Annotated in this window: 20 protein-coding genes; 11 read left to right on the top strand and 9 right to left on the bottom strand. The window is 69.6% G+C overall.

What is annotated here, in order from left to right:
• Positions 1-196 precede the first annotated feature (196 nt).
• Genes DMB42_RS05730 through DMB42_RS05715 form a run of 4 tightly spaced genes read left to right on the top strand, consistent with a single transcriptional unit; the run spans position 197 to position 4,838 of the window.
• Complete coding sequence (locus DMB42_RS05730) at positions 197-3,436, top strand: nitrate- and nitrite sensing domain-containing protein (protein WP_125631396.1); 3,240 nt, start codon at positions 197-199, stop codon at positions 3,434-3,436.
• Positions 3,437-3,441: 5 nt separating this feature from the next.
• Complete coding sequence (locus tag DMB42_RS05725; RefSeq protein ID WP_201760494.1) at positions 3,442-3,855, top strand: roadblock/LC7 domain-containing protein; 414 nt, start codon at positions 3,442-3,444, stop codon at positions 3,853-3,855.
• A 19-nt stretch (positions 3,856-3,874) separates the two neighbouring features.
• Positions 3,875-4,279: a DUF742 domain-containing protein gene (locus DMB42_RS05720; protein ID WP_055507219.1), complete on the top strand. Its 405-nt coding sequence runs from the start codon at positions 3,875-3,877 to the stop codon at positions 4,277-4,279.
• 7 nt (positions 4,280-4,286) lie between these two features.
• Positions 4,287-4,838: an ATP/GTP-binding protein gene (locus DMB42_RS05715; protein ID WP_125632602.1), complete on the top strand. Its 552-nt coding sequence runs from the start codon at positions 4,287-4,289 to the stop codon at positions 4,836-4,838.
• A 73-nt stretch (positions 4,839-4,911) separates the two neighbouring features.
• Here DMB42_RS05715 and DMB42_RS05710 read toward each other — a convergent pair whose 3' ends face one another.
• Both DMB42_RS05710 and DMB42_RS05705 read right to left on the bottom strand, forming a co-directional pair.
• Positions 4,912-5,781, bottom strand: a complete 870-nt coding sequence (locus DMB42_RS05710) for an ATP-binding cassette domain-containing protein (RefSeq protein WP_125631394.1) — start codon at positions 5,779-5,781, stop codon at positions 4,912-4,914.
• Positions 5,782-5,886: 105 nt separating this feature from the next.
• Positions 5,887-7,119, bottom strand: a complete 1,233-nt coding sequence (locus DMB42_RS05705) for a flavin-dependent oxidoreductase (RefSeq protein WP_125632600.1) — start codon at positions 7,117-7,119, stop codon at positions 5,887-5,889.
• A gap of 140 nt (positions 7,120-7,259) precedes the next feature.
• Here DMB42_RS05705 and DMB42_RS05700 point away from each other — a divergent pair, with 140 nt between their 5' ends.
• Positions 7,260-7,691 (top strand): pyridoxamine 5'-phosphate oxidase family protein, encoded by a 432-nt coding sequence (locus DMB42_RS05700; RefSeq protein ID WP_125631392.1) that lies wholly within the window; start codon positions 7,260-7,262, stop codon positions 7,689-7,691.
• Here DMB42_RS05700 and DMB42_RS05695 read toward each other — a convergent pair.
• Genes DMB42_RS05695 through DMB42_RS05685 form a run of 3 tightly spaced genes read right to left on the bottom strand, consistent with a single transcriptional unit; the run spans position 7,678 to position 10,198 of the window.
• Positions 7,678-8,508: an ABC transporter permease gene (locus DMB42_RS05695; RefSeq protein WP_125631390.1), complete on the bottom strand. Its 831-nt coding sequence runs from the start codon at positions 8,506-8,508 to the stop codon at positions 7,678-7,680. The genes DMB42_RS05700 and DMB42_RS05695 overlap by 14 nt on opposite strands.
• Positions 8,505-9,326 (bottom strand): ABC transporter permease, encoded by an 822-nt coding sequence (locus DMB42_RS05690; RefSeq protein ID WP_125631388.1) that lies wholly within the window; start codon positions 9,324-9,326, stop codon positions 8,505-8,507. Before DMB42_RS05690 ends, DMB42_RS05695 begins: the two co-directional genes overlap by 4 nt.
• Positions 9,323-10,198, bottom strand: a complete 876-nt coding sequence (locus tag DMB42_RS05685; protein ID WP_185844482.1) for an ABC transporter substrate-binding protein — start codon at positions 10,196-10,198, stop codon at positions 9,323-9,325. The genes DMB42_RS05690 and DMB42_RS05685 overlap by 4 nt, the downstream gene beginning before the upstream one ends.
• Before the next feature lie 759 nt (positions 10,199-10,957).
• Between DMB42_RS05685 and DMB42_RS05680 the strand changes: the two genes are divergently transcribed.
• The 4 genes from DMB42_RS05680 to DMB42_RS05665 all read left to right on the top strand — a co-directional run bounded on the left by DMB42_RS05680 (position 10,958) and on the right by DMB42_RS05665 (position 15,219).
• Positions 10,958-13,807, top strand: a complete 2,850-nt coding sequence (locus DMB42_RS05680; RefSeq protein WP_185844481.1) for a nitrate- and nitrite sensing domain-containing protein — start codon at positions 10,958-10,960, stop codon at positions 13,805-13,807.
• Positions 13,804-14,226 carry a roadblock/LC7 domain-containing protein gene (locus tag DMB42_RS05675; protein ID WP_020546542.1) on the top strand — a complete coding sequence of 141 codons (423 nt, stop codon included), beginning with the start codon at positions 13,804-13,806 and terminating at the stop codon, positions 14,224-14,226. The genes DMB42_RS05680 and DMB42_RS05675 overlap by 4 nt, the downstream gene beginning before the upstream one ends.
• Positions 14,227-14,297: 71 nt before the next feature.
• Positions 14,298-14,645: a DUF742 domain-containing protein gene (locus DMB42_RS05670; protein WP_125632598.1), complete on the top strand. Its 348-nt coding sequence runs from the start codon at positions 14,298-14,300 to the stop codon at positions 14,643-14,645.
• A 7-nt stretch (positions 14,646-14,652) separates the two neighbouring features.
• A complete protein-coding gene (locus DMB42_RS05665; protein ID WP_125632596.1) occupies positions 14,653-15,219 on the top strand; it encodes an ATP/GTP-binding protein in 567 nt (188 codons plus the stop codon).
• 24 nt (positions 15,220-15,243) lie between these two features.
• On the opposite strand, the gene DMB42_RS05660 is transcribed toward DMB42_RS05665, so the two are convergent.
• From DMB42_RS05660 to DMB42_RS05645, 4 genes are read right to left on the bottom strand one after another with little or no spacing between them, the layout of a single operon-like run.
• The gene (locus DMB42_RS05660) at positions 15,244-16,248 is read right to left on the bottom strand and encodes a methyltransferase (protein WP_125631381.1); all 1,005 of its coding nucleotides are present in this window, start codon (positions 16,246-16,248) and stop codon (positions 15,244-15,246) included.
• A gap of 15 nt (positions 16,249-16,263) precedes the next feature.
• Positions 16,264-17,055, bottom strand: coding sequence for an ABC transporter permease (locus tag DMB42_RS05655; protein ID WP_125631379.1), 792 nt, complete (start codon positions 17,053-17,055; stop codon positions 16,264-16,266).
• The gene (locus tag DMB42_RS05650; RefSeq protein WP_125631377.1) at positions 17,052-17,828 is read right to left on the bottom strand and encodes an ABC transporter permease; all 777 of its coding nucleotides are present in this window, start codon (positions 17,826-17,828) and stop codon (positions 17,052-17,054) included. Before DMB42_RS05650 ends, DMB42_RS05655 begins: the two co-directional genes overlap by 4 nt.
• Positions 17,828-18,811 carry an ABC transporter substrate-binding protein gene (locus tag DMB42_RS05645; protein WP_260477512.1) on the bottom strand — a complete coding sequence of 328 codons (984 nt, stop codon included), beginning with the start codon at positions 18,809-18,811 and terminating at the stop codon, positions 17,828-17,830. Before DMB42_RS05645 ends, DMB42_RS05650 begins: the two co-directional genes overlap by 1 nt.
• 389 nt (positions 18,812-19,200) lie before the next feature.
• On the opposite strand from DMB42_RS05645, the gene DMB42_RS05640 reads away from it, so the two are divergent.
• Positions 19,201-22,086, top strand: a complete 2,886-nt coding sequence (locus DMB42_RS05640; RefSeq protein ID WP_125631375.1) for a nitrate- and nitrite sensing domain-containing protein — start codon at positions 19,201-19,203, stop codon at positions 22,084-22,086.
• Entirely contained in the window at positions 22,083-22,505 is a 423-nt protein-coding gene (locus DMB42_RS05635) for a roadblock/LC7 domain-containing protein (protein ID WP_020546542.1), read from the top strand. The genes DMB42_RS05640 and DMB42_RS05635 overlap by 4 nt, the downstream gene beginning before the upstream one ends.
• Positions 22,506-22,509: the final 4 nt, after the last annotated feature.

The following is a 22,509-nucleotide window of genomic DNA, read 5'->3' as shown; positions in this document are numbered from 1 at the left end:
AATGTACGGTTGGCCGTCTGGTACGGACTGTGTTCCAATTACCCAGCCGGACAGAATCCCATGCGCCACACGCGTGTCTGATTTCTTTCGAGCACGTACCGGCGAGAGGTAGCGAGAGTCAGTGAGGACGGAAAACCCCAGGCACACGAGGTCAGGGGAGTACACAGGCGGAAGGTTCCGGCTGGGGAACTGGCGTGTGCGCTCGAGGTTGATCGCGCTGATCCTCATCCCCACCATCGTGGGCGTGCTCCTCGCGGGCGTGCAGCTCGCCAACGCCATCGGGACGAGCTCCGAGTACCGCCGGCTGACCCAGGTCGCCGAGCTGGTGCAGCGCATCGGCGGGCTCAACCACGAGCTGGCCAAGGAGCGCACGCTCACCGCGTGGTACGTCACCGACCAGTCGAAGGCGGGGCGTTTCGTCCAGCTCAAGACCCAGCGCGCGGCCGTCGACGCGGCCAAGAAGAAGGTCCTGGCCTCGGCGAACGCCATCGACGCCGCGCACGCGGCCCGTATCCGCGACGGCGTGGAGAACATGCGCCGGTGGCTCAGCGGCCTCGACAGCCTCCGCGCCTCGATGGTCGCCGAGGGCGTGCCCCCGCGAGCCGCGATCACCACGTACACGACGATGATCGGCGTCTTCTCCGCGATCCAGGGCGACCTGGGCGACGGCGTGAACGACGACGACCTCCAGGGTGACGTGGCCGCCCTCGGCTCGCTGCAGCGGGTCAAGGAAGAGGTCTCCAGGCAGCAGGCCATTCTCATGATCGCGCTCATCGAGCGTGAGCTGGACTACGACGACCTGTCGGAGTTCCTGGGCTCGTGGAGCCGCCAGCAGGCCGAACTGGCCGCCTTCGAGCAGGCGGCCGACCCGGCGGACCTGAAGGCGTACCAGAAGGGCATGCGCGGACCGGACATCGACCGCGCCGACGCCATGCGCCAGCGCGCCCTGGCCCAGGTACGCGAGTACAACCGGATCAGGGACCTCGACGTCACCTCCGCCCGTGACCTGAGCCGCTGGTACGACAGCACCACCCTGGCCGGCAACGCCATGCGCAAGGTCGAGGACGGCCTGGCCACCAAGATCGTGACCAGGGCCCGCGAGCTGAGCGACACCGAGCAGCGCAACGCCATCATCAGCGGCGCGACCATCCTCGTCCTGCTGCTGCTCGTCCTGATCATCACCACCCGCGTGGCCGGTTCGCTGGTCCGCCCGCTGCGCCGGCTGCGTGCCGAGGCGCTCCAGGTGGCCACCACCCGGCTGCCCGAGACCGTCCGCATCCTGCGCGAGTCCGGTGACGGCGCGCAGGTGCCCGAGGTGCCCTCGGTCGGCGTCAACACCCGTGACGAGATCGGTGAAGTGGCGCGGGCGTTCGACGAGGTCCACCGCGAGGCGCTCCGGCTGGCCGGCGACGAGGCCAAGTTGCGCGCCAACGTCAACGCCATGTTCGTCAACCTCTCCCGCCGCAGCCAGACGCTGGTCGAACGGCAGCTCCAGCTCATCGAGGGCCTGGAGCAGGGCGAGGAGGACGAGCAGCGGCTCGCCAACCTCTTCCGCCTCGACCACCTGGCCACCCGCATGCGCCGCAACAGCGAGAACCTCCTGGTCCTCGCCGGCCAGGAGGCCGCGCGCAAGTGGAGCGAGCCGGTGCCGCTGGTCGACATCGCCCGCGCCTCGCTGTCGGAGGTCGAGAACTACGAGCGGGTCCAGATCAAGATCCCGTCCGGGACGCTGATCGTCGGCCCGGCCGTCACCGACGCCGTCCACCTGCTCGCCGAGCTGATCGAGAACGCGATCTCCTTCTCGCCCCGCGAGAGCAAGGTCGAGGTCACCAGCGTGGCCGCCGACGGCGGCGTCATGATCTCCATCAACGACCTGGGCATCGGCATGAGCCCCGAGGAGCTCTCCGAGGCCAACTGGCGCCTGGCCAACCCGCCCGTCGTGGACGTCGGCGTCTCCCGCCGCATGGGCCTGTTCGTGGTCGGCCGCCTGGCGCTGCGCCACGGCATCCGCGTCCAGCTCAGCATGCGGGAGAACGGCGGCCTGAGCGCGCTGGTGATGATGCCCGACATGCTCATCAGCGGCGGCGCCGGCATGCCGCAGCAGGCCGGCAGCCAGTACGAGGCGTTCACCACGTTCGACCCGAGCCAGTTCGGCGCCCCTGCCCAGCCCGCCCAGTCGAGCCAGAACGGCGGCGGCGCCTACGTCTCCGCGCCGGACTCGCCGGACCGGGTGATGGACACGCAGTGGCCGGGCTCGCTGCCCGCGCCGGGCACCGGCAACTGGCCGTCCTTCGCCGACGAGTCCGCCCAGGAGGAGACCCGCTGGGGCTCCTTCGCCGAGGAGCCGGCCAAGGACGAGCCGCGCTGGCCGTCGTTCGCCGAGGACCCCAACCCGTCGTCCTTCGGCGAGGACCCGAAGCCGTTCTTCGGTGACGAGCCCAAGCCGTTCTTCGGCGAGGAGCCCAAGCCGTTCTTCGCCGAGGAGCCGCCCGCAGCCCAGCCCGAGCCGCAGCCGCAGGCCCAGTGGGGCGAGCAGCGCTGGCCGTCCTTCGCCGAGCAGCCGCCGCCCCTCCAGGACGACGAGCCCCGCTGGCCCTCCTTCGCCACCGAGCCGCCGCAGGGCGGCACGGAGGAGCCCCGCTGGTCCTCCTTCGGCTCGCCGTCCTTCGGCGACACCTCGCTCGGCCAGTCGGCCTTCGGGGAGGAGCAGTCGCGGCGGTCCCTGTTCGAGTCGATCGACCGGCCGCGCCCCCCGGCGTACGGCGAGGAGCCGTACCGGTCGGCGTTCGGCGACCTCCAGGGGTTCGGCGCGGAGGAGTCCAAGCCCGCCGACCAGTACGAGCAGAGCGCTCAGCCCGGCGCCTACGGCCCGTTCGGCCCCGGCGACTACTCCTCGCAGGACCTGACCGGCCCGCTCCCCGTGGTGCGTACCTCGCCCATGGAGGAGCAGAGCGAGGAGTTCCTGCCGATCTTCTCCTCGGTCGGCTCGGACTGGTTCCGCAGGCCCGACCCCGAGGAGCTCGGCCGGCAGGACGCCGAGCCCGAGCACGAGATCACCGCCGTGCACCTGGCCGTGCCCGCCGAGCCGCCCGCGCCCGCGCCGGGGACGCAGGTCGGCCGGTCCGGCCTGGCGCAGCGCAAGCCCGGCCAGTCCGGCGCCGGCGCGTCGTGGTCCTCGCCCGCCGACTCCGGTTTCCAGGCGGCCCAGGCCGCCGCGCAGCCCGCCCAGTCCGGCACCACGGCCTCGGGTCTGCCGCGTCGCGTGCCCAAGGCCAACCTGGTGCCGGGTACGGCCAGTCTCGCCGAGCCGCAGCCCACGTCACCGGCGCCGCAGATCTCGCCCGAGCGGTTGCGCAGCAGGCTCTCCAGCTTCCAGCAGGGAGTGCGGCAAGGCCGCGCGTTCACCCGCGGAGAAGAGAATGAGGAGGACAAATGAGAGAGATGAGCCAGGGAGCGCGTGGCATCAGCTGGCTGATCACCGACTTCGTGAACAACGTGCCGGGCGTCGCGCACACCGTCGTGGTGTCGTCCGACGGCCTGCCGCTGGCCTTCTCGGAGGGTTTCCCCAAGGACCGGGCCGACCAGCTCGCCGCGGTCGCCTCGGGTGTGATCAGTTTGACCCAGGGTGCCGCGCGGGTCTTCGAGGGCGGAATGGTGACCCAGACCGTCATCGAGATGCAGCGTGGGCTCTTGATGATCATGTCCATCAGCGACGGCTCCTGTCTGGCCGTCCTGGCGGCCCCCGACTGTGACATGGGCCTGGTGGCGTACCAGATGACGCTGCTGGTCGAGCGGGCCGGTCAGGTGCTCACCCCGGCCGTACGCGCCGAGCTGCAAGCGGCCCGCCCCCGCTAGCGGGCGGTGACAGGAGATCATGGTGTCAGGTCAGGGTTGGGCTGGTGATAGCACTCCGCCGCATCCGGCGGCCCCTCGTCCGCAGAAGCCGAGCTCCCTGGTACGGCCCTATGCCGTGACCGGGGGGCGCACCGCGCCGCGGATGAAGTTCGCCATGGAGGCTTTGGTGTCCTCCGTGACGTCGGAATACCAAGACATTTCCCTACTGAGTCCGGAGTATCAGGCGATCATTCAGCTGACCCGGAACGTCCGGTCGGTTGCCGAGATCTCCGCCCTTTTACGCCAGCCCCTTGGTGTGGTCCGGGTGCTGATCGCCGACATGGCGTCGGAGGGCCTGATCCGCGTGCACCAGCCTGCGCTGGACGCGGGAAAGCCGGACCTCAACTTGCTCGAAAGGGTGCTCAGTGGACTTCGCAGGCTCTAGCCCCGGTCTGACCTCGACGAAGATCGTCGTGGCCGGGGGCTTCGGCGTGGGGAAGACGACGTTCGTGGGAGCGGTCTCGGAGATCCTGCCGCTCACCACGGAAGCGGTCATGACGGACGCCTCGGCCCACGTCGACGACGTCTCGCTCACGCCGAACAAGACGACCACCACCGTGGCGATGGACTTCGGGCGTGTGTCGCTGGATCGCGATCTGATTCTGTACCTGTTCGGCACGCCCGGACAGCACCGGTTCTGGTTCATGTGGGACGACCTGGTACGCGGTGCGATCGGTGCCGTCGTCCTCGTGGACACGCGCCGTCTCGCGGACAGCTTCCCCGCGATCGACTACTTCGAAGAGGCCAAGCTGCCCTTCGTGATCGGCATCAACGGCTGGGACGGCCAGTTCGCCCACGCCGAGGACGAGATCCGGGAGGCCCTGTCCGTCGGCGGCCACATCCCGATCGTCCGTCTGGACGCACGCCAGCGCGACACGGTGAAATCCACCCTGATCACGCTGGTGGAACACGCGCTCACCCGCCACTCGCACACGCCGGCATAGGCGCGAGCGCCCCGGGCGCGCGCCCATCGATCCGCGCGCGCCCCGGACGGCCGCAGAAGGCCGGGCGGCGGGCTCAGGCGACGGGGTCGGAAGTGGGTTCGGCGGCGGGTTCGGCGTCCGTGTCGGAAGCAGGTTCGGCGTCCGGGTCTGAAGTGGGCTCGACAGCGGGGTCCGCGACGGTGGCGTGGCCGCGCACCAGGCGGCCGACCTCGGCGCGCAGGTGGACGAAGTCGGGGTGCTCGCGGGTGGTGATCTGGTCACGCGGCCCGGGCAGGTCGACCTTGAGGTCGCCGACCACGTGCGCGGGCGCCTTCGACAGGACCACGACGCGATCGCCGACGTAGACGCTCTCGTCGATGTCGTGCGTGATGAGCACGATCGTCATCTGGTGGTGCCCGCGCACCTTGAGCACGAGGTCTTCGAGGTCCTCGCGGGTCTGGGCGTCGACCGAGCCGAAGGGCTCGTCCATGAGCATGAGCGAGGGCCGGTAGGCCAGCGCCCGCGCGATGGCGACCCGCTGCTGCATGCCGCCCGAGAGCTGGAACGGGTACTTCTTCTCGGCGCCCTTGAGCCCGACCGACTCCAGCGCCTCCTGCGCGGCCTCGCGGCGCTTCTGCTTGTCCATGCCCCTGCGGCGCAGCGGCAGCGCCACGTTGTCGGCCACCGACATCCACGGGAACAACGAGCGGCTGTAGTCCTGGAAGACCACCGCCAGGTTGTCCGGCGTCTGGCGGACGAGCTCGCCCTCCACCCTGACCTCGCCGCCCGTCGGCCTGATCAGCCCGGCTATGGAGCGCAACAGGGTCGACTTCCCGGCGCCCGACGGCCCGACGATGCACAGCAGTTCGCCCGCGGCGACGCTCAGGTTCAGGCCTTCGATGGCGTGGTGAGCGTTGGGGCCACCGCCGCCGTACACGTGGGAGAGGTTCTCTATCTCGAGCATGGATGTCCTAGGTGGCGAGACCGCGTGCGGAGGACCGGCTCAGGGAGCCGGAAATGTCGGTATGGCTCTACGGTGTCGGATCTTACCCCTGAGGCTTCGCGGCTGTCATGGGATGCGTACGCTCCACGACTCCCGCTCGTTCAGCGCCCGGACGTCGGCGTCGGAGATCCGTCGTTGCGCGCCGGCCATGGCGGCCAGCTCGGCCTCCGTCAGCACGTCGGCGATGTCGGCGAACCCGTCGGGCGCCCGTTCGGTCACCAGCCTGATCGTGTCCTCGATCGGCAGCGCCCGATGGGCCAGCACCAGCGCCGACGTGGGCGGACGCCGCTCCTCCTCGTACGCCTTGAGCGCCGCCGCCGGGTCGTCGAAGGTCGCCAGGCACCTGGCCAGCACCCGCGCGTCGAGCACGGTCTGCGAGCCGCCGTTCGACCCGATCGGGTACATCGGGTGCGCGGCGTCGCCCAGCAGCGTCACCCGGCCCTCGCCCCAGGTGGGCAGCGGGTTCCGGTCCACCATCGGGTACTCCAGGATGCGGCCGGAGGCGGCGAGCAGTCCCGGCACGTCCACCGGCCGGTACCGCCAGTCCGCGAAGTGCGCGGCGACCTCGTCCCGTCGGCCCTCGCGCGACCAGTCGGCCTCCGCGACGACGCCCGGCTCGGCCACCCGTACCTCGGCCACCCAGTTGACCAGCCGGGGATTTCTGGCCGAGATGTGATACGTCACGAACTTCCCGGCCAGGTTGGAGCCGCCCACCAGCACCGTGGCGCCGTCCAGGATCGGGTCGGCCTCGGCCAGCCCGCGCCACATCCTGATGCCCGCCCACAGCAGCGGGTCGCCGGACGGGTGCAGCAGGGCCCGTAACGAGGACTGCACCCCGTCCGCGCCGACCAGCACGTCCACCCGTTCCTCCAGGAGCTCGCCGCCGCGCCGGAGCCGGACGAGGACCTGGTCGCCGTCCTGTTCGAACCCCTCCAGGCGCACACCCGTACGGACCGGGCCCACCCGTTCCTCGACCGCGGCCAGCAGCGCCATCTGCAGCTCGCCCCGGTGGATGCTGTACTGCGGCCAGCGGTATCCGGCCGAGCGCCCGCGCGGCAGCGCCAGGATCGTGTTGCCGTGCCGGTCGGCGAAGGTCATGAAGCTCGTCTCCACGCCCAGCGCGGCCAGCTCGCCGGCCAGCCCCAGCTCGGTCAGTTCCCGTACGGCGTGGGGTTGCAGGTTGATCCCGACACCCAGCGGCCTCAGCGTGGAGGCGGCCTCCACCACCACGCACTCCAGCCCGGCCGCCGCCAGGCTGAGCGCGGTGGTGAGCCCGCCGATCCCGCCGCCCACGATCATCGTCCGCACGTCGCCCCCAGTGGTCTCGATCCGATCGCGTGCTCCTGACGCGGAACATGACAGTAAGTTTCTCCTCCTATGACGGCCGAAGACCAGATTTATCCCACTAACCTCGTTCCTATCTGGCTGTGAGGTGTCTGATGCACGGATTCAGCGACGGCGAGTTCGCGTACCTGCTTGAGCACGACCTGGCCCGGCTGGCCACCGCGGCCGGGGGAACGCCGCACGTCGTGCCCGTACGGATCCATCTTCAGCCGGACCGCGGCATGATCGCGGTCGGCTCGCGCATGTTGCCCGGCGGCGTACGTCCCCGGCGGTACCGCCGCGACGTCCGGAGCAACCCCGAGGTGTCGCTCGTCGTGGACGACTTCACCGAGGACGGACCGCGCGGCGTCCTCGTCCAGGGGATCGGGCGTGTCCACCCCAAGGGCGGCGAACGGCTGAAACCCGGGTACGAGCCCGTATGGGTGGAGATCATGCCGCTCGCCGTCGCGTCCTGGGGCATCGACACGGCCGCCTACGACCCGCCGCGCAGCCGCCCGGTGGCCGCGGGCACGTTCACCGCTCCGTGAGCTGCTGCGCGCCGAGGTGCCAGGCCAGCACGCGCCGCTCGGCCACCAGGAACAACTCGTTGAGCAGGTAACCGAGCACGCCGAGCAGCACGATCCCGGCCCACATCGCGGGCAGGTCGAACGTCGAGTACGCGGTCGTGAGCTGGAACCCGATGCCGTTCGAGGCCCCCGGCAGCAACTCGGCGAAGACCATGACGATCAGCGACAGGGACAACGCCAGCCGCAGCCCGGCGAACATCTTGGGCAGCGCCGACGGCACGACTACCCGCAGCAGGCGCTCGGCCCTGGACAACCGGAACACCCGGCTGGTGTCCAGGTGCAGCGGATCGACCGCCCGCGCGCCGTCGGCCGTGTTGAGCAGCACCGGCCACACGACGCTGAACACGATGAACGCGAGCTGCATCCGCAGCCCGAAGCCGAACACCACCAGGAACACCGTGACCAGCGCGGGCGGCGGGATCGCGCGCAGGAACTGCAGCACGCCGTCCAGGTAGTCGTAGACCCGCGCCGACAACCCGAACGCCAGCCCGAGCACCACCCCGGCCAGCGCCCCGCCCGCGAACCCGGCGGCCATCCTGCCCAGGCTCGGCAGGATGTTGTCCACCGCCTCGCCGGTCAGGAACAGGCTGCCGGGCGGCCCGGAGAACCACATCTGCCGCATCCGGTCCACGATCGCCGTGGGCGGAGGGAAGAACGCGCTGCCCGCCAGCCGCGTACCCGCCTCCCAGGCCAGCAGGAGCACGACCAGCACGGCCACCCGGAACGCCGCGCCCCGCGTGCGGTCCCGCGCCGCGGGCCCGCGCCCGGCCCTGGTCACGCCCCCTCCGCGAGCCGGGCGTGGTGCCAGCGGAAGGAGCGCCGCTCGGCCGCCACCAGGAGCGCGTTGACCAGTACGCCGAACATCCCCACCCAGAACACGCCGGCCAGGATGTCGGTCATCCTGGCCGGGACCGCGATCCCGGCGAAGAAGATGAACACGCCGATGCCCTCCCCGCGCCCGGCCACGATCTCGGTGCTGACGGTCAGGATGAGCGCCACGGACGCCGCCAGCCGGACACCCGTGGTGATGAACGGCGCCGCCGATGGCAGGCTGACGCGCAGCAACACCGACGGCGGGCCGAAGCCGTAGGAGCGCAGGGTCTCCTTGGCCACGGGGTCGACGCCGCGCAGGCCGTACATGGTGTTGTAGAGGATGGGCCACATGGCGGCGTAGACCACGAGGGTGACGCGGAGTTGCAGGCCGGTGCCGATCACGAGGGCGACCAGCGGGATCAGCGCCACCGACGGGATCGGCCGCAGGAACTCCACCACCGAGCGCGTGGCGGCGTCGATCACCGGCACGCTGCCGAGCAGCAGGCCGAGCGGCACCGCCACCAGCACCGCGATGCCCAGCCCGAGTGCCCAGGCGAGCAGGCTGGTCAGGGCGTGCTCGCGGAAGGCGGGATCGGCGAGCAGTGCCGCGCCGCGCCCGACGATCCGGGTGGCGGGCGGCAGCACCTCGGCGTCCACCAGCCCCGACCGGCTCACCAGCTCGACGAGGACGGCGAAGCCCACCGCCCCCGCCGCCCGGCGCGACCACCGCGTGGCGGGGCCGGCGCGGCGGCGGGCGGCCAGGCCCGTGGTGCTGACGCTCACCCCGACGTCGTCGGCGACATCAACGTCTTGACGTCGATCTCCTTGGTGAGCCACTTGGCCTCCCACATCCAGTCGGCCACCCGCTGCAGCCGCACCGGGTTGTCGGAGCTGGAGAAGTAGGGGAAGGTGACCGTCGCCGCCGTGGACGCGTCGATCTGCGTGAAGTTCGGCAGCACCTTGGCCACCACCTCACGGTTGTTCTCCATCAGCTTGGCCGCGTTGTGGATGGCCCGCTGGAAGGCCGCCGCCGTCTTCGGGTTCTTCTCGTACCAGTCCTGCGTGCTGATGTACCCGGAGATCGGGAACTCGGCCGCGGGGCCGGAGGCCGGGTCGAGGATCTTGCGGGCGCCCATCTGCGAGGTCGCCGCGGTGACCAGCGGCTCGCCCAGGTAGGCGGCGTCGATCTGGCCGTTCTTCCACGAGGCCATGATGTTCTGGAACGTCACGGGGACGTACTTGATCGTGGCCGGGTCGACGTTGTTGGCCTTGAGCACCTGGGTGAGCGCGAGCTCCTGGAAGTTGTGCAGGACGTTGACGTTGATCGTCTTGCCTTCGAGGTCTTTCGCCGTCTTGATGGGGGAGTTGGGCAGCGCCATGATGCTGAGCGAGTCGGGGGCGGCCCGCGAGCCCTCGGCGAGCACGTGGATCTTGAGTGCGCCCTTGTCGTGCGCCTGGAACATCGACACGTAGTTGCCGAACATGGCGTCGATCTCGCCGTTGACCATCATGGGGATCGCCTCGGGCGCGGCCTGGACGACCTGCGGGGTGACGTCGAGCCCTTCCTGTTCGAAGAGCTTCTGGTCGATGGCAACGTAGATGGCGGCACTGTCGATGGCGGGCAGGGTAGCGATCTTGATCTTCGTCTTCTCCAAGGCGCCGCCACCGCCGCTGGCGGAGGCGGAGGGTGGTGCGCTGGCGGTGGTTGAGCCGCCGGTGCTGCACGCTACGGCGCCTAAAGTCACAGCGAACCCGATGATGGCGGCCTTGGCGGAGCGGCCAAGCCTCATGTCAGGGACTCCCTTCGAGACGTGGAGCCGGGGGTACCGGGTGGCTGTCTGCCCCCGGGGCTGAGTGCCTGACGAACAAGCAGGAAACGACCGTAGCACCACATTGCTAGTCATTATCAAGAAAATGACTCTTGTGGTTGCAATGTCCGTTTGTCGCTCTATCGTAAATAGAGGCGAGAGATGTCTTTGTCCGTTTTGCGAAAGAGGGTGGCGAGCGGGGCCTCTGTTACTGGTGGGACTACTCGGATCAATCCGCGGGCTGAAGGGGGCTTGCGGAATCATTTGGGCTGCCCGTTTGTGCAGGTAGGCGGCGGTCTACCAATTCTGCCACAATTTTTGGACAATCAGGGATATAAGCCTCAAGGGGGCACTATAGGTGGTTGGTCCTGACCGGTACCTGTGCTCCAATGGCCCTCATCTCGGATTGTACATATTGCCCCACGTGCATTTACCTGCATGGTCTTCGAGAATTCCCCTCCGGGGCGAGAGGTTGCGAGGCAAGTGAGAACGCAGAGCGCTGAAGCTTCCGCTGACCGCGAGCCGCACGGGCACCAGAAGCGCCGGCTGCCCAAACCTGCTTCAAACAGGTTCGGATTGGGCAATTGGCACGTACGGTCGCGCCTCGTGGCGTTGATCGTCGTCCCCACGGCCGTCGCGGTGGGCCTGGGCGGGCTGAACGTGATCACCTCCCTCAGGGACGCCAACACCTACCAGACACTCAGAGAGGTCGCCGAGCTCAGCGAGCAGCTCGGCGCCGTCACGCACGAACTGGCCTTCGAGCGCGACCAGACCGCTCTCTACATCGCCCAAGGCCGTCCGGAGAGTCGCGCGGCCCAGCTCCGCACCACCTACAGCGGGGTCGACAACCTCATCGACGAGGCCAAGGTGCGGGCCGGCGCCCTCACCGACAGCCACGCCGATTCCGTACGCCCGGTGCTGCGCCGCCTGGAGGAGATCCAGACCCTGCGCGACACCGCCGTCAAGGGCAAGATCCAACCCCTGCCGATGATCCAGAAGTACTCGCAGATCATCTCCACCCTCCTGCAGTTCCACGACCAGGTGGGACAGGTCGCGGTGGACGACGACATCTCCCACAGCGCCAGCTCCATGGCGGCCATCGCGCGCGCGAAGGAGCAGGCGTCCAAGCAGCGCGGCATCCTGGCCAGCGCCCTGGACAAGAAGAGCTTCGACAGCGGCGAGCTCGACGCCCTGTCCGACGCCAAGGCACGCGAGGAGAGCGAGGAGACGCTGTTCGGCACCCTCGCCAGCCTCGACCAGCTTGAGCTCTACCGCGACACCGTCGTGGGCAGGGACGTCGACCAGACCGACCTGTTCCGGCTGCGGGCCATGGCCCAGTCCGTCGAGGCCAAGCCCCTGAGCATCGGCGTACGGCCGGACAAGGACGTCGGCACCTGGTTCGACGTCAGCACCGGCAAGATCGACGCCCTGCGCAGCGTGGAGAAGTCGCTGGCCTCCTCGGTCATCCTGCGGGCCCGCGCCCTGGAGGAAGGGGCCAACCGCTCGGCGCTGATCTCCGGCGTGCTCATCATGATCCTGCTGATCGTGGTGCTGATCATCATCACCTTCATCGCCCGCTCGCTCATCCGGCCACTACGCCGGCTGCGCGGCGAGGCCCTCGACATCGCCGGCAAACGCCTGCCGGAGACCGTGCAGCAACTCCGCGAGGCGGGTGACGGCAAGGTCGGGCCCGTACCGCCGATCGGGGTGGACACCCACGACGAGATCGGCGAGGTGGCCCGCGCCTTCGACGAGGTCCACCGCGAGGCCGTACGGCTGGCCGGTGAGGAGGCGCGGCTGCGCTCGAACGTCAACGCGATGTTCGTGAACCTCTCCCGCCGCAGTCAGACGCTGGTGGAACGGCAGATCACCTTGATCGACGGGTTGGAGCAGGGCGAGCAGGACGAGCAGCGGCTCGGGAACCTGTTCAAGCTGGACCACTTGGCGACCCGTATGCGGCGTAACAGTGAGAACCTGCTGGTTCTGGCCGGTCAGGACCCGCCGCGCCGCTGGAGCCAGCCGGTCAAGATGGTGGACGTCGCCCGAGCCTCCCTGTCGGAGGTCGAGAGCTACGAGCGTGTCGTGCTCCAGGTGCCCGACGGCGTCTCCGTGGCCGGTCAGGCCGTCAACGACGTCATCCACCTGCTGGCCGAGCTGGTGGAGAACGCGTTGTCGTTCTCGCCGCGCGAGACGCGGGTCGCGGTGTCGGGCAGCAGGATCGACGGCGGCGGCGTGATGTTGTCGATCACCGACTCCGGCATCGGGATGACCCCCGAGGAGCTGGTCCAGGCGAACGAGCGCCTGACCGACTCGCCCAGCGTGGACGTGTCGGTCTCGCGGCGGATGGGCCTGTTCGTGGTCGCCAGGCTGGCCCACCGGCACGGCATCAGGGTGCAGTTACGCCCCCACAGCTCGGGCGGGCTGACCGCCATGGTCCTGGTCCCGGAGAACATGCTCGGCTCGCAGCCGCCCGGCTTCGCCGGCATGCAGCCGGCCGCGTCCGCCGACAGCATGGCGGGGAACGAGCCGTACGTGGGGCCGCACGCGGCGCCGCCGGCGACCGACTGGCCGCCGGTCTCGGCTCCGCCCGAGGCCGACTGGCCCGCGATCCCCTCTTCCACCGGGGCCGACTGGCCGCCCGCGCCGCCCGCGCCGGGGGCCGACTGGCCGCCCGCGCCGCCCGCGCCGGGGGCCGACTGGCCGCAGGCGCCGCCGGCCGCGCAGGACTGGCCGCAGCCCACGTACCAGATGGGCCCCGCGCACCCGTCGTACCCGTCCAACCCGGAGGCGGGGGGCAACTGGCCGCAGTGGCCGTCCGACGGCTGGCCGTCCGACTCGCCGCACAACGGCAGCGGCGGCTTCGACACCCACGACGTCTGGATGCCGCCGCGCTGGAACGGCGAACGCGGTCTGCCCAAGCGTCCGCCCGCCGAACCGCCGCCCCCCTGGAAGCCGGACTGGAAACAGCAGGACGGCGTCCAGCATCCGCGGCTCGGCCTCCCGGACGGCGAGCCGGCGGCCACCGGCCCGACCCCGCCGGTGCCGCCCGCCTCCGCAGGCGACGACTACCTGCCGATCTTCGCCGCCGTCGAGTCCGCCTGGTTCGGGCGCAACGAGGGCGGCGGGAACTGGACCTCCACGAAGGCCGACGCCGGCTGGACCGCGGCCGAGGCGGCGGCGGAGCCCGTACGCGACGGTACGACGGCTGCCGGCCTGCCCAAACGGGTGCCCAAGGCCAACCTGGTGCCCGGCTCGGCCGACACCGCCGCCTCGCCCAAGGGCGTCAGCCCGATGCCGTCGGTCTCCCCGGACCGGGTGCGGAACCGGTTGTCCAGCTTCCAGCAGGGCTTCCGGGCCGCGCGCGACGACATCACCGACGGCAAGGCGTTCCAGCCGGGCTCTCGCGGCTCCTACAACGGTGAACCCCACAACAGTGACAGGGAGGAGGGCGCATGAACGACCTGAGCCACGCGGCGCGCGGAGTCGACTGGTTGATCACCGACTTCGTCAGCACGGTCCCCGGTGTGGCACATGCGGTGGTCGTCTCGTCCGACGGGTTGCCGCTTGCGGCCTCGTCGGGTTTTCCGGCTGACCGGGCTGATCAGCTGGCTGCGATCGCGTCGGGACTGGTGAGCTTGACGCAGGGTGCGGCCAGGGTGTTCGAGGGTGGCGCGGTCAATCAGACGATCGTGGAGATGCAGCGCGGGCTGATGCTGATCATGTCGATCAGTGATGGCTCGTGTCTGGCGGTGCTGGCGGCCCCTGACTGTGACATGGGGCTGGTGGCGTACCAGATGACTTTGATGGTGGATCGCGCCGGTCAGGTGCTCACTCCGGCGGTGCGTGCCGAACTGCGCGCCAGCCAGACCAGGTGATGTAGGTGACGGACCAGAGATGGAACAGCGGCGGCTGGGCGCCCCCGCCTCGGCCCCAGCCCCAGTCGCCGTTGCAGCCCGACCCCGCCTCGCCCGTCCGCCCGTACGCGGTGACGGGCGGGCGGACGGCCCCCAGGGTCAAGCTCGCGATGGAGGCCCTGGTGTCGTCGGCGACCGCCGAGCACCGGGAGTTCTCGCACATCACACCGGAGTATCAGGCGATCAGCCAACTGTGCAGGCAGGTTCGATCCGTGGCCGAGGTGTCGGCGCTGCTGCGGATCCCGCTGGGCGTGGTACGCGTGCTGATCGCCGACATGGCGGCCGAGGGCCTGGTCCGCGTGCATCAGCCACAGCTGGACGCCGGCAGGCCGGACGTTAATCTGCTCGAAAGGGTGCTCAGTGGACTTCGCAGGCTCTAGCCCCGGTCTGACCTCGACGAAGATCGTGGTGGCCGGCGGTTTCGGGGTGGGCAAGACGACGTTCGTCGGCGCGGTCTCGGAGATCATGCCGTTGACCACGGAGGCGGTGATGACCGACGCCTCCGCGGGGATCGACGACCTGGGCATGACGCCGCTGAAGTCGACGACGACCGTCGCGATGGACTTCGGCCGCGTCTCCCTTGACCGTGACCTGATCCTCTATCTGTTCGGCACGCCGGGCCAGCACCGGTTCTGGTTCATGTGGGACGACCTGGTGCGCGGCGCCATCGGCGCGGTCGTGCTGGTGGACACCCGCCGCCTGGCCGACAGCTTTCCCGCGCTCGACTACTTCGAGGAGGCGCAACTGCCGTTCGTGGTGGGCGTCAACGGCTGGGACGGCCAGTACCCGCACAGCGACGCCGAGGTCCGCGACGCTCTCACGCTGGCCCCCCACATCCCCCTCGTACGGCTCGACGCCCGTTCCAAGGACTCCGTCAAGAGCGCACTGATCCACCTGGTCGAGCACGCCCTGTCGATCAGGATGGCGGTGCCGGGCTGGAGCGGCGGCGGCTGAACCACGCCGCCGCCTCGGCACGGTTCAGCGGGGTCGCGCCTCGATGAGGCTGGCTCCCGCCCCCAGCTCGACGACCTCGGCCAGCCGCAGGTCCGCCCGGTCGAGCAGGGCCGCGTACTCCTCCCGGCTGCGCTCCGTGCCGCCGTCGAAGATGGCCAGCATGCGCATGTCGATGTCCTTGCCCAGGTGCGGCGCCTCGTCGTCGGGCAGCACCACCTCCAGCACCAGGACGCGCCCACCGGGGTCCATGGCCCGGCGGACGTTGCGCAGGATCGTCACCGCGTCGTCATCGTCCCAGTTGTGCAGGACGCTGGCCAGCAGGTAGACGTCGCCGCCGGCCGGGACCTCGGCGAAGAAGTCGCCGGTGACGACCTCGCTCCGCTCGGCCAGGTCCTCGGCGGCCAGCAGCTCCCTGGCCCGGTCGGTCACGTGCTCCAGGTCGAACAGGATGCCGCGCATGTCCGGGTTGGCGTGCAGCACCGTGGCCAGGATGTGGCCCTTGCCGCCGGCCACGTCCACCATGGTCGCGGTGTCGGGGAAGTCGTACCGCTTGGCCAGGCCCTCGGTGAAGGGGATGGCGCGGGCGGTCATGTAGTCGTCGAACAGCTTGCCCGCGCCCGGGTTCGCCGCCAGGTACTCGTACAGGTGGCCGTAGCGGGCGGCGAAGGCCGAGCCGCCGTTCTGCACGGTGGCCGGCAGGTTGCCCATGGCGTGCCAGAAACCCTCTTCGCCGAGCATGCGGATCGACGAGCGCACCGAGTCGGGCACGTCCGAGCGCAGCGCGGTGCCGCGCTCGGTCAGGTCGTACGCGTCCGGCCCCGCGCCGCGTACGACGCCCATGCCGGCCAGTTCCCGCAGGACGCGGCGGAGCCTGGGGGCGTCGGCGTCGCAGCGGGCGGCCAGGTCGGAGGTGCTTAAGGGGCCGTGCGCGAGATGGTCGGCCAGGCCGAGCTCCGCCATGGTGAGCAGAGCGGCGAAGCGCGAGATGTCGGCCACGGCCCCCCAAAGGAGGTCATCCGAGTGGGGCATGGGGTCCTTCCAGAGTCATACGTTGCGGTTGGCTTGCCTGTGCCAGACCAGCAGGCGACGCTCGGCCAGCACGAACAGCGAGTTCACCAGGTAGCCGAGAATGCCGAGCAGGGCGATCGTCGCCCACACGCCGGCCCCGTCGAAGCTGCGCTGAGCCTGAAGGAGCTGGTAGCCGATGCCGTCGGTGCTGCCGAACAGCTCGGAGATCACCATGAGGATCAGCGCGAGCGACAGGCTCAGCCGCAGCCCGGCGAAGATCTTCGGCGAGGCGGCGGGCAGGACGACCACCCGCAGCCGCTGCGCCTTCGACAGGCCGAACACGGTGGCGGTCTCGGTATAGGTACGGTCGACGGCCCGGACGCCCTCGATCGTGTTGAGCAGCACCGGCCAGATCACACCGAACACGATCGTGGCCAGCTGCATGCTCAGCGTCGCGTACTTGGTGCCGGCGAACAGCACGACGAACAGCGGCAGCAGCAGCGGCGGCGGGACCGCCCGGCCGAACTCGAACAGCGCGTCCACGTAGTCGGTGGCCACCCTGGAACGGCCGAGTGCCACGCCGAGCAGCAGCCCGAGCAGCGAGGCCAGGATCCAGCCGCTGAACATGCGGGCGAGGCTGGGCAGGACGTTGCCGATCGCGTCCTCGGTGAGGAACCCGTGGGAGACGGGTCCGGAGAACCACATCTCGTACATGCTGGTGACGATGGTGGTCGGCGGCGGGAAGTCGCCGTCGTCGAGGAGGCGTCCGAGCAGTTCCCAGACGACGAGCACCACGGGCACGAGCCAGAGTTTGAGCAGTCGCCTCACGAGTCCGCCGCTCCCGCCCGCACCCGGTGCCAGTGGAACAGCCGCCGCTCGCCGACCAGCAGGACGAAGTTCGCGAACACCCCGAACGCTCCGGCCCAGAACGTCGCCGCCATGATCAGGTCCATCCGGTTGCCGCTGCCCGCCTGGATCGTGTAGACGCCGATCCCGGCCGCGCCGCCGGCCAGCAGCTCGGCGCTGACCGCGAGGATCAGCGCGATGCCGGCCGCGATCCTGATGCCGGTCGCGACGAACGGGGCGGCGCTCGGCAGGCTGACCCGGGCGAGTACGGCGAGCCGGCCGAAGCCGAAGCTGCGCAGCGACTCCTTGGCCAGCGGGTCCACGTCGTGCATGCCGTACAGGGTGTTGATCAGGATCGGCCACATGGACGCGTACACGATGACCGAGATCTTCATCAGGCCGTCCACCGGGATCAGCAGGATCGCCAGCGGGATGATCGCCACCGACGGGATCGGGCGCATGAACTCCAGCAGCGGCCGCAGTGCCCGCTCCACCGGAGCCACCGCGCCCAGCAGCACGCCCAGCGGCACGGCCACGACGATGGCGGCCAGCAGGCCGAGCACCCAGTTCGTGAGGGTGGTGGCCACGCCCTCCAGGAACACCGGGTCGGCGAGGAGGAGGGCGGCTTCGTACAGGATCTTGGAGGGTGCCGGGAAGGCCACGTCGTCGCTCAGTACGAAGCGGACGACCAGCTCCCCGGCGATGAGGAACCCCGCGGCGCCGACGGCGCCGCGGAGCAGACGCGCGACGTTCATCAGCTCGCGGGCGCGGCGATGACCGACTTCACGTCGACCGGGCTGGTGAGGTACTTGTACTCCAGCATGAGGTCGGCGACCTTCTGCAGGCGGTTCTCGTTCAGCTCGCTCGGGTACGTGCCGAGCGTGATCACCGAGGCCGTCTTGGCGTCGATCTTGGTGTACTTCGGCAGCGCTTCCTCGATCGCCTTGCGGTCACTGGAGGCGAGCTGCTGCGCCTTGGCGATCGCCCGCTGGAAGGCGGCCAGCGTCTTCGGGTACTTCTGCACCCAGTCCTCGGTGGCCATCCAACCGGCGATGGGGAAGTCCTCCGTCTGACCGGTCATGGTGTCGGCCAGCTTGCGGAAGCCGAAGGCGCTCTGGTTGGCGGTGATGAAGGGCTCGGTCATCCAGCCCGCGTCGGCCTGTCCGGAGTTGATCGCGTTGCCCTGCTCCGGGAACGGCTTCTCGGCGAACTTGACGTCGTCCTTGGTGAGACCGGCGACCTTGAGCTGCGTCTCCGCGGCCAGGGTGGCGATGTTGTTGAGGTTGTTGACGAAGATCGTCTTGCCCTTGAGGTCCGCCACCGTCTTGATCGGGGAGTCCTTGGGCACCATGATGTTGAACGTGTTCGGCGCGGCCTGGTACATGTCCGCGACCAGCTTGATCTTCTTGCCCTGGCTCACCGCGAGGAAGGTCGAGACGTAGTTCGTCTGGGAGATGTCGAGGGCGCCGCTCTGGATCTGCGGCAACGCCGCCGCGCCACCGGTGATGGTGACCGGTTCGACCGTCAGCCCCTCTTCCTTGAAGAAGCCCTTCGCGTTGGCGAGATAGACCGACACGGCGTCGGGCACCGGGAGGGCGCCGACCTTGATGGTGGTCTTCTCCAGGCCCTTGCCGCCGGCGGATGTGTTAGCGGTCTCGCCGCCTCCGCCGCAGCCTGCAAGGGTGAGCGCCAGAGCCACGCCGACGACAATGGCGTGACCGCGCATGGTGCGTGTCATGGGGGGTTCTCCTACCAGGGGAAGTTCCGGAGATCGGCTTGGGTTGCCGGGCGTGAAGCGTACCGGAGCAGAGATCGGATCTACAGCGCTATGCCGCGTATGTGCAGGTTTATCCAGAAAATATGACAAATCCAGCGTTATAGATGTAAATCCGGAGATTAATGACGTTTAGTGGTGATATGTCCGGATTGATACGGTGGTTGCGCTCCGTGTGCGTTGGCATGCGACGTGAAAGGAGTGGCACTTGGAACGGTTGAAAACCACCGAAACGTTGGCCTAAGTATGAGGTTTGTGCTCAAATTGGGCCTCGAACTTGCCTGCGATCACTCGTCCGTGTGACGAAGCCGCTGATTCCCCCTGAAGCAGGCCATGGCGAGAGGTTGCCACCAGTGAGGACAACAACGACCGGACCCGGTCGTGGCAGGGCTCCGGACGTCCCGGAAAAGACCGCGGGCGGCGAGGCGCCGAAAGCCCGCGCGCCCAAGGCGGGCAGCCCGTTCGCGCTGCGCAACTGGCGTGTACGTACCCGCCTCATCGCCCTCATCGCCATTCCCACGGTCGTCGCCGTCATCCTCGGCGCCCTGCGGGTCACCACGTCGATCGGCAGCGCCCAGCAGTACCAGGACATCAGCGATGTGGGGACCCTGGTCGCACAGCTCGGCGAACTCTCGCGCGACCTCGGACTCGAACGCGACCTGGCCACCCGCTTCGTCGCCACCGACCGCCGGTCCTCCGACGCGCAGCGGCTGAAGAGCCAGCACGAGATCGTGGACAAGCGCATCGCCAGCACGCTGGACGTGGCGAAGAAGACCGAAGCCTCCCTGTCCGACATCGGCAAGAAGTCCCTCGACCACATCCGGATCCGGCTCACCCAGATCCCCTCGATGCGCAAGACGGTCGCCGAGACCAAGCTCCCGGCGCTGCCCACCAGCGAGAAGTACTCCGAGGCCATCGCCGAGCTGCTGCAGCTCTACGACGAGCTGGGCCAGGGCTCCACGGACGAGGAGATCATCGCCACCAGCGCCGCCCTGCGCGCGGTGGCCCGCGCCGAGGAAGAGGCGTCCAAGCAGCGCGGCCTGCTGACCAGCGCGCTGATCAGAGGCACGTTCGAGGAACCCGAGTACAACGCCTTCCTCGACGCCCGGTCGCGCCGCGCCAGCGAGCGCGACTCCTTCCGCGCCGTCGCCACGCCCGAGCAGCGCCAGTTCTACGACAACACCGTCGCCAGCCTGAAGATCGGCCGGGCCGAGTTCTACGCCGGCCGCGCCGTCCTGCTGCACAACGCCAACCAGTCGCTGCGCCGGCTCGACACCTCCACCACCGACGACACCGACCAGTGGTTCCAGTCCATCACCGAGACCGTCGAGCGCCTGCACGCCGTGCAGAAGTCGTTGTCGGAACAGATCGCCACCCGAAGCGCCGACATCGCCAGCAGCGACCGGCAGCTCGCCGCGATCAACATCGGCATCGTGGCCGGCCTGCTCGTCCTGGTCCTCGCGATCACCGCCCTGATGGCCGGCTCGCTGGTACGCCCGCTGCGCCGCCTGCGCGGCGACGCCCTGAAGATCGCCGGTCAGACGCTGCCCGACCTGGTCAGGCAGCTCCGCAACACCGACGTCACCCCCGAACAGCTCCAGGTCCCGCCGATCGAGGTCAACTCCAAGGACGAGATCGGAGAAGTCGCCCGCGCCTTCGACGAGGTCCACCGCGAGGCCGTACGACTGGCCGGTGAGGAGTCCAGGCTCCGCTCGAACGTCAACGCGATGTTCGTGAACCTCTCCCGCCGCAGTCAGACGCTGGTCGAACGGCAGATCACCCTGATCGACGGTCTGGAGCAGGGCGAGCAGGACGAGCAGCGGCTCGGGAACCTGTTCAAGCTGGACCACCTGGCCACGCGTATGCGGCGTAACAGTGAGAACCTGCTGGTGCTCGCCGGTCAGGACCCGCCGCGCCGCTGGAGCCAGCCGGTCAAGCTGGTGGACGTCGCCCGCGCCTCCCTGTCGGAGGTCGAGAACTACGAGCGCGTCGTCCTGGAGGTCCCCGAGGGTGTCTCCATCGCCGGCCAGGCCGTCAACGACGTCATCCACCTGCTGGCCGAGCTGATCGAGAACGCGTTGTCGTTCTCCCCGCGCGAGACCCGCGTCCCCGTCTCCGGCAGCAGGATCGACGGCGGCGGGATCATGCTCTCCATCAGCGACTCCGGCATCGGCATGACCGGCGAGGAGCTGGTCCAGGCCAACGAGCGCCTGACCGACGCCCCCACCGTGGACGTGTCGGTCTCCCGCCGCATGGGCCTGTTCGTGGTCGCCAGGCTGGCCCACCGGCACGGCATCAGGGTCCAGCTGCGCCCGCACGGTTCCGGCGGCCTGACCGCCATGGTCCTGATCCCCGAGTCGCTGCTCGGCGCGCAGCCGTCCGCGGTCGCCGGGGAGGGCGGCAACGCCGCCGCCGGAAGCGCCCGCGAGGACGCCTTCGCCACCTCCCAGTCCGCCACGGGCGCCCAGCAGTGGCCGGGTTCCGGGTTCGGGCTCGCCCCCGGGCATCCGTCCTACCCGTCATACCCGTCCGAGCCGCCGTCCGGCGGGTCGTGGCCGTCCCTGCCGTCGTCGATGCCCTCGTCGATGCAGTCCTCGATGCCTCCTTCGATGCCGCAGTGGCCCTCGACGGAGTCGACGAGCACCGGCTCCGACTGGCTGCCCGACTCGTCATCCGATGTCTGGGTGTCCTCGCGCGGGCCGGTGACCGGGGAACACGCGCCGCCGCAGCGCGGCCTGCTCCCCGAGGAGCCCCGTCCCTGGTCGGCGCCGCAGGAGACGCCGCTGCCGGCCCCCGAGTACGACTACCCCGAGACCGAGTCTGCGGCCACCGGCCCGATCCCCGTGGTCAAGCCCGCCTCCGCCGGGGACGAATACCTGCCGATCTTCGCCTCGGTGGAGTCGGCCTGGTTCGACCATGGCGAGACCAGCGCCACCTGGGGTTCGGCCAAGGCCGACGCCGGGTGGAGCGCGGCGGCCGGCGTGGTGGAGCCCGTACGCGACGGTTCGACGGCCGCCGGGCTGCCCAAGCGGGTGCCCAAGGCCAACCTGGTGCCCGGTTCGGCCGACACGGCGTCCGCGCCCAAGGGCGTGGCCCCCATGCCGTCGGTCTCCCCGGACCGGGTGCGCAGCAGGCTGTCGAGCTTCCAGCAGGGCTTCAGAGCAGCGCGTGACGACATCAGCGAGGGCAGGACATACCAATCCGGCCCTAGGAACGACAGTAGGGAGGAGGGCGCGTGAATGACCTGAGCCACGCGGCACGCGGGGTGGACTGGTTAATCACCGACTTCGTCAGTACCGTCCCGGGGGTCGCGCACGCGGTGGTCGTGTCATCCGACGGGTTGCCGCTTGCGGCCTCGTCGGGTTTTCCGGCTGACCGGGCTGATCAGCTGGCTGCGATCGCGTCGGGACTGGTGAGTCTGACGCAGGGTGCGGCCAGGGTGTTCGAGGGTGGTGCGGTCAATCAGACGATCGTGGAGATGCAGCGCGGGCTGATGCTGATCATGTCGATCAGTGATGGCTCGTGTCTGGCGGTGCTGGCGGCTCCCGACTGCGACATGGGACTGGTGGCGTACCAGATGACTCTGATGGTGGACCGCGCCGGTCAGGTGCTGACCCCGGCTGTGCGTGCCGAACTGCGCGCCAGCCAGACCAGGTGATGTA

Origin of the sequence: Nonomuraea sp. WAC 01424 (genome assembly GCF_003947315.1) — a bacterium.
GTDB lineage: Bacteria > Actinomycetota > Actinomycetes > Streptosporangiales > Streptosporangiaceae > Nonomuraea > Nonomuraea spiralis.
Note: the sequence above shows the minus strand (reverse complement) of the source record. Positions and strands in the feature narration are given on the sequence as shown.

Excerpts from the sequence above, each read along its gene's own strand:
- DMB42_RS05705 (WP_125632600.1), bottom strand. The coding sequence starts at position 7,119 with ATGATCGTGGGCGGCGGGATCGGCGGGCTCACCACCGCGCTCAGCCTG.
- DMB42_RS05710 (WP_125631394.1), bottom strand. The coding sequence starts at position 5,781 with ATGCTCGAGATAGAGAACCTCTCCCACGTGTACGGCGGCGGTGGCCCC.
- DMB42_RS05645 (WP_260477512.1), bottom strand. The coding sequence starts at position 18,811 with ATGACACGCACCATGCGCGGTCACGCCATTGTCGTCGGCGTGGCTCTG.
- DMB42_RS05725 (WP_201760494.1), top strand. The coding sequence starts at position 3,442 with ATGAGCCAGGGAGCGCGTGGCATCAGCTGGCTGATCACCGACTTCGTG.
- DMB42_RS05650 (WP_125631377.1), bottom strand. The coding sequence starts at position 17,828 with ATGAACGTCGCGCGTCTGCTCCGCGGCGCCGTCGGCGCCGCGGGGTTC.
- DMB42_RS05660 (WP_125631381.1), bottom strand. The coding sequence starts at position 16,248 with ATGCCCCACTCGGATGACCTCCTTTGGGGGGCCGTGGCCGACATCTCG.
- DMB42_RS05720 (WP_055507219.1), top strand. The coding sequence starts at position 3,875 with ATGGTGTCAGGTCAGGGTTGGGCTGGTGATAGCACTCCGCCGCATCCG.
- DMB42_RS05700 (WP_125631392.1), top strand. The coding sequence starts at position 7,260 with ATGCACGGATTCAGCGACGGCGAGTTCGCGTACCTGCTTGAGCACGAC.
- DMB42_RS05675 (WP_020546542.1), top strand. The coding sequence starts at position 13,804 with ATGAACGACCTGAGCCACGCGGCGCGCGGAGTCGACTGGTTGATCACC.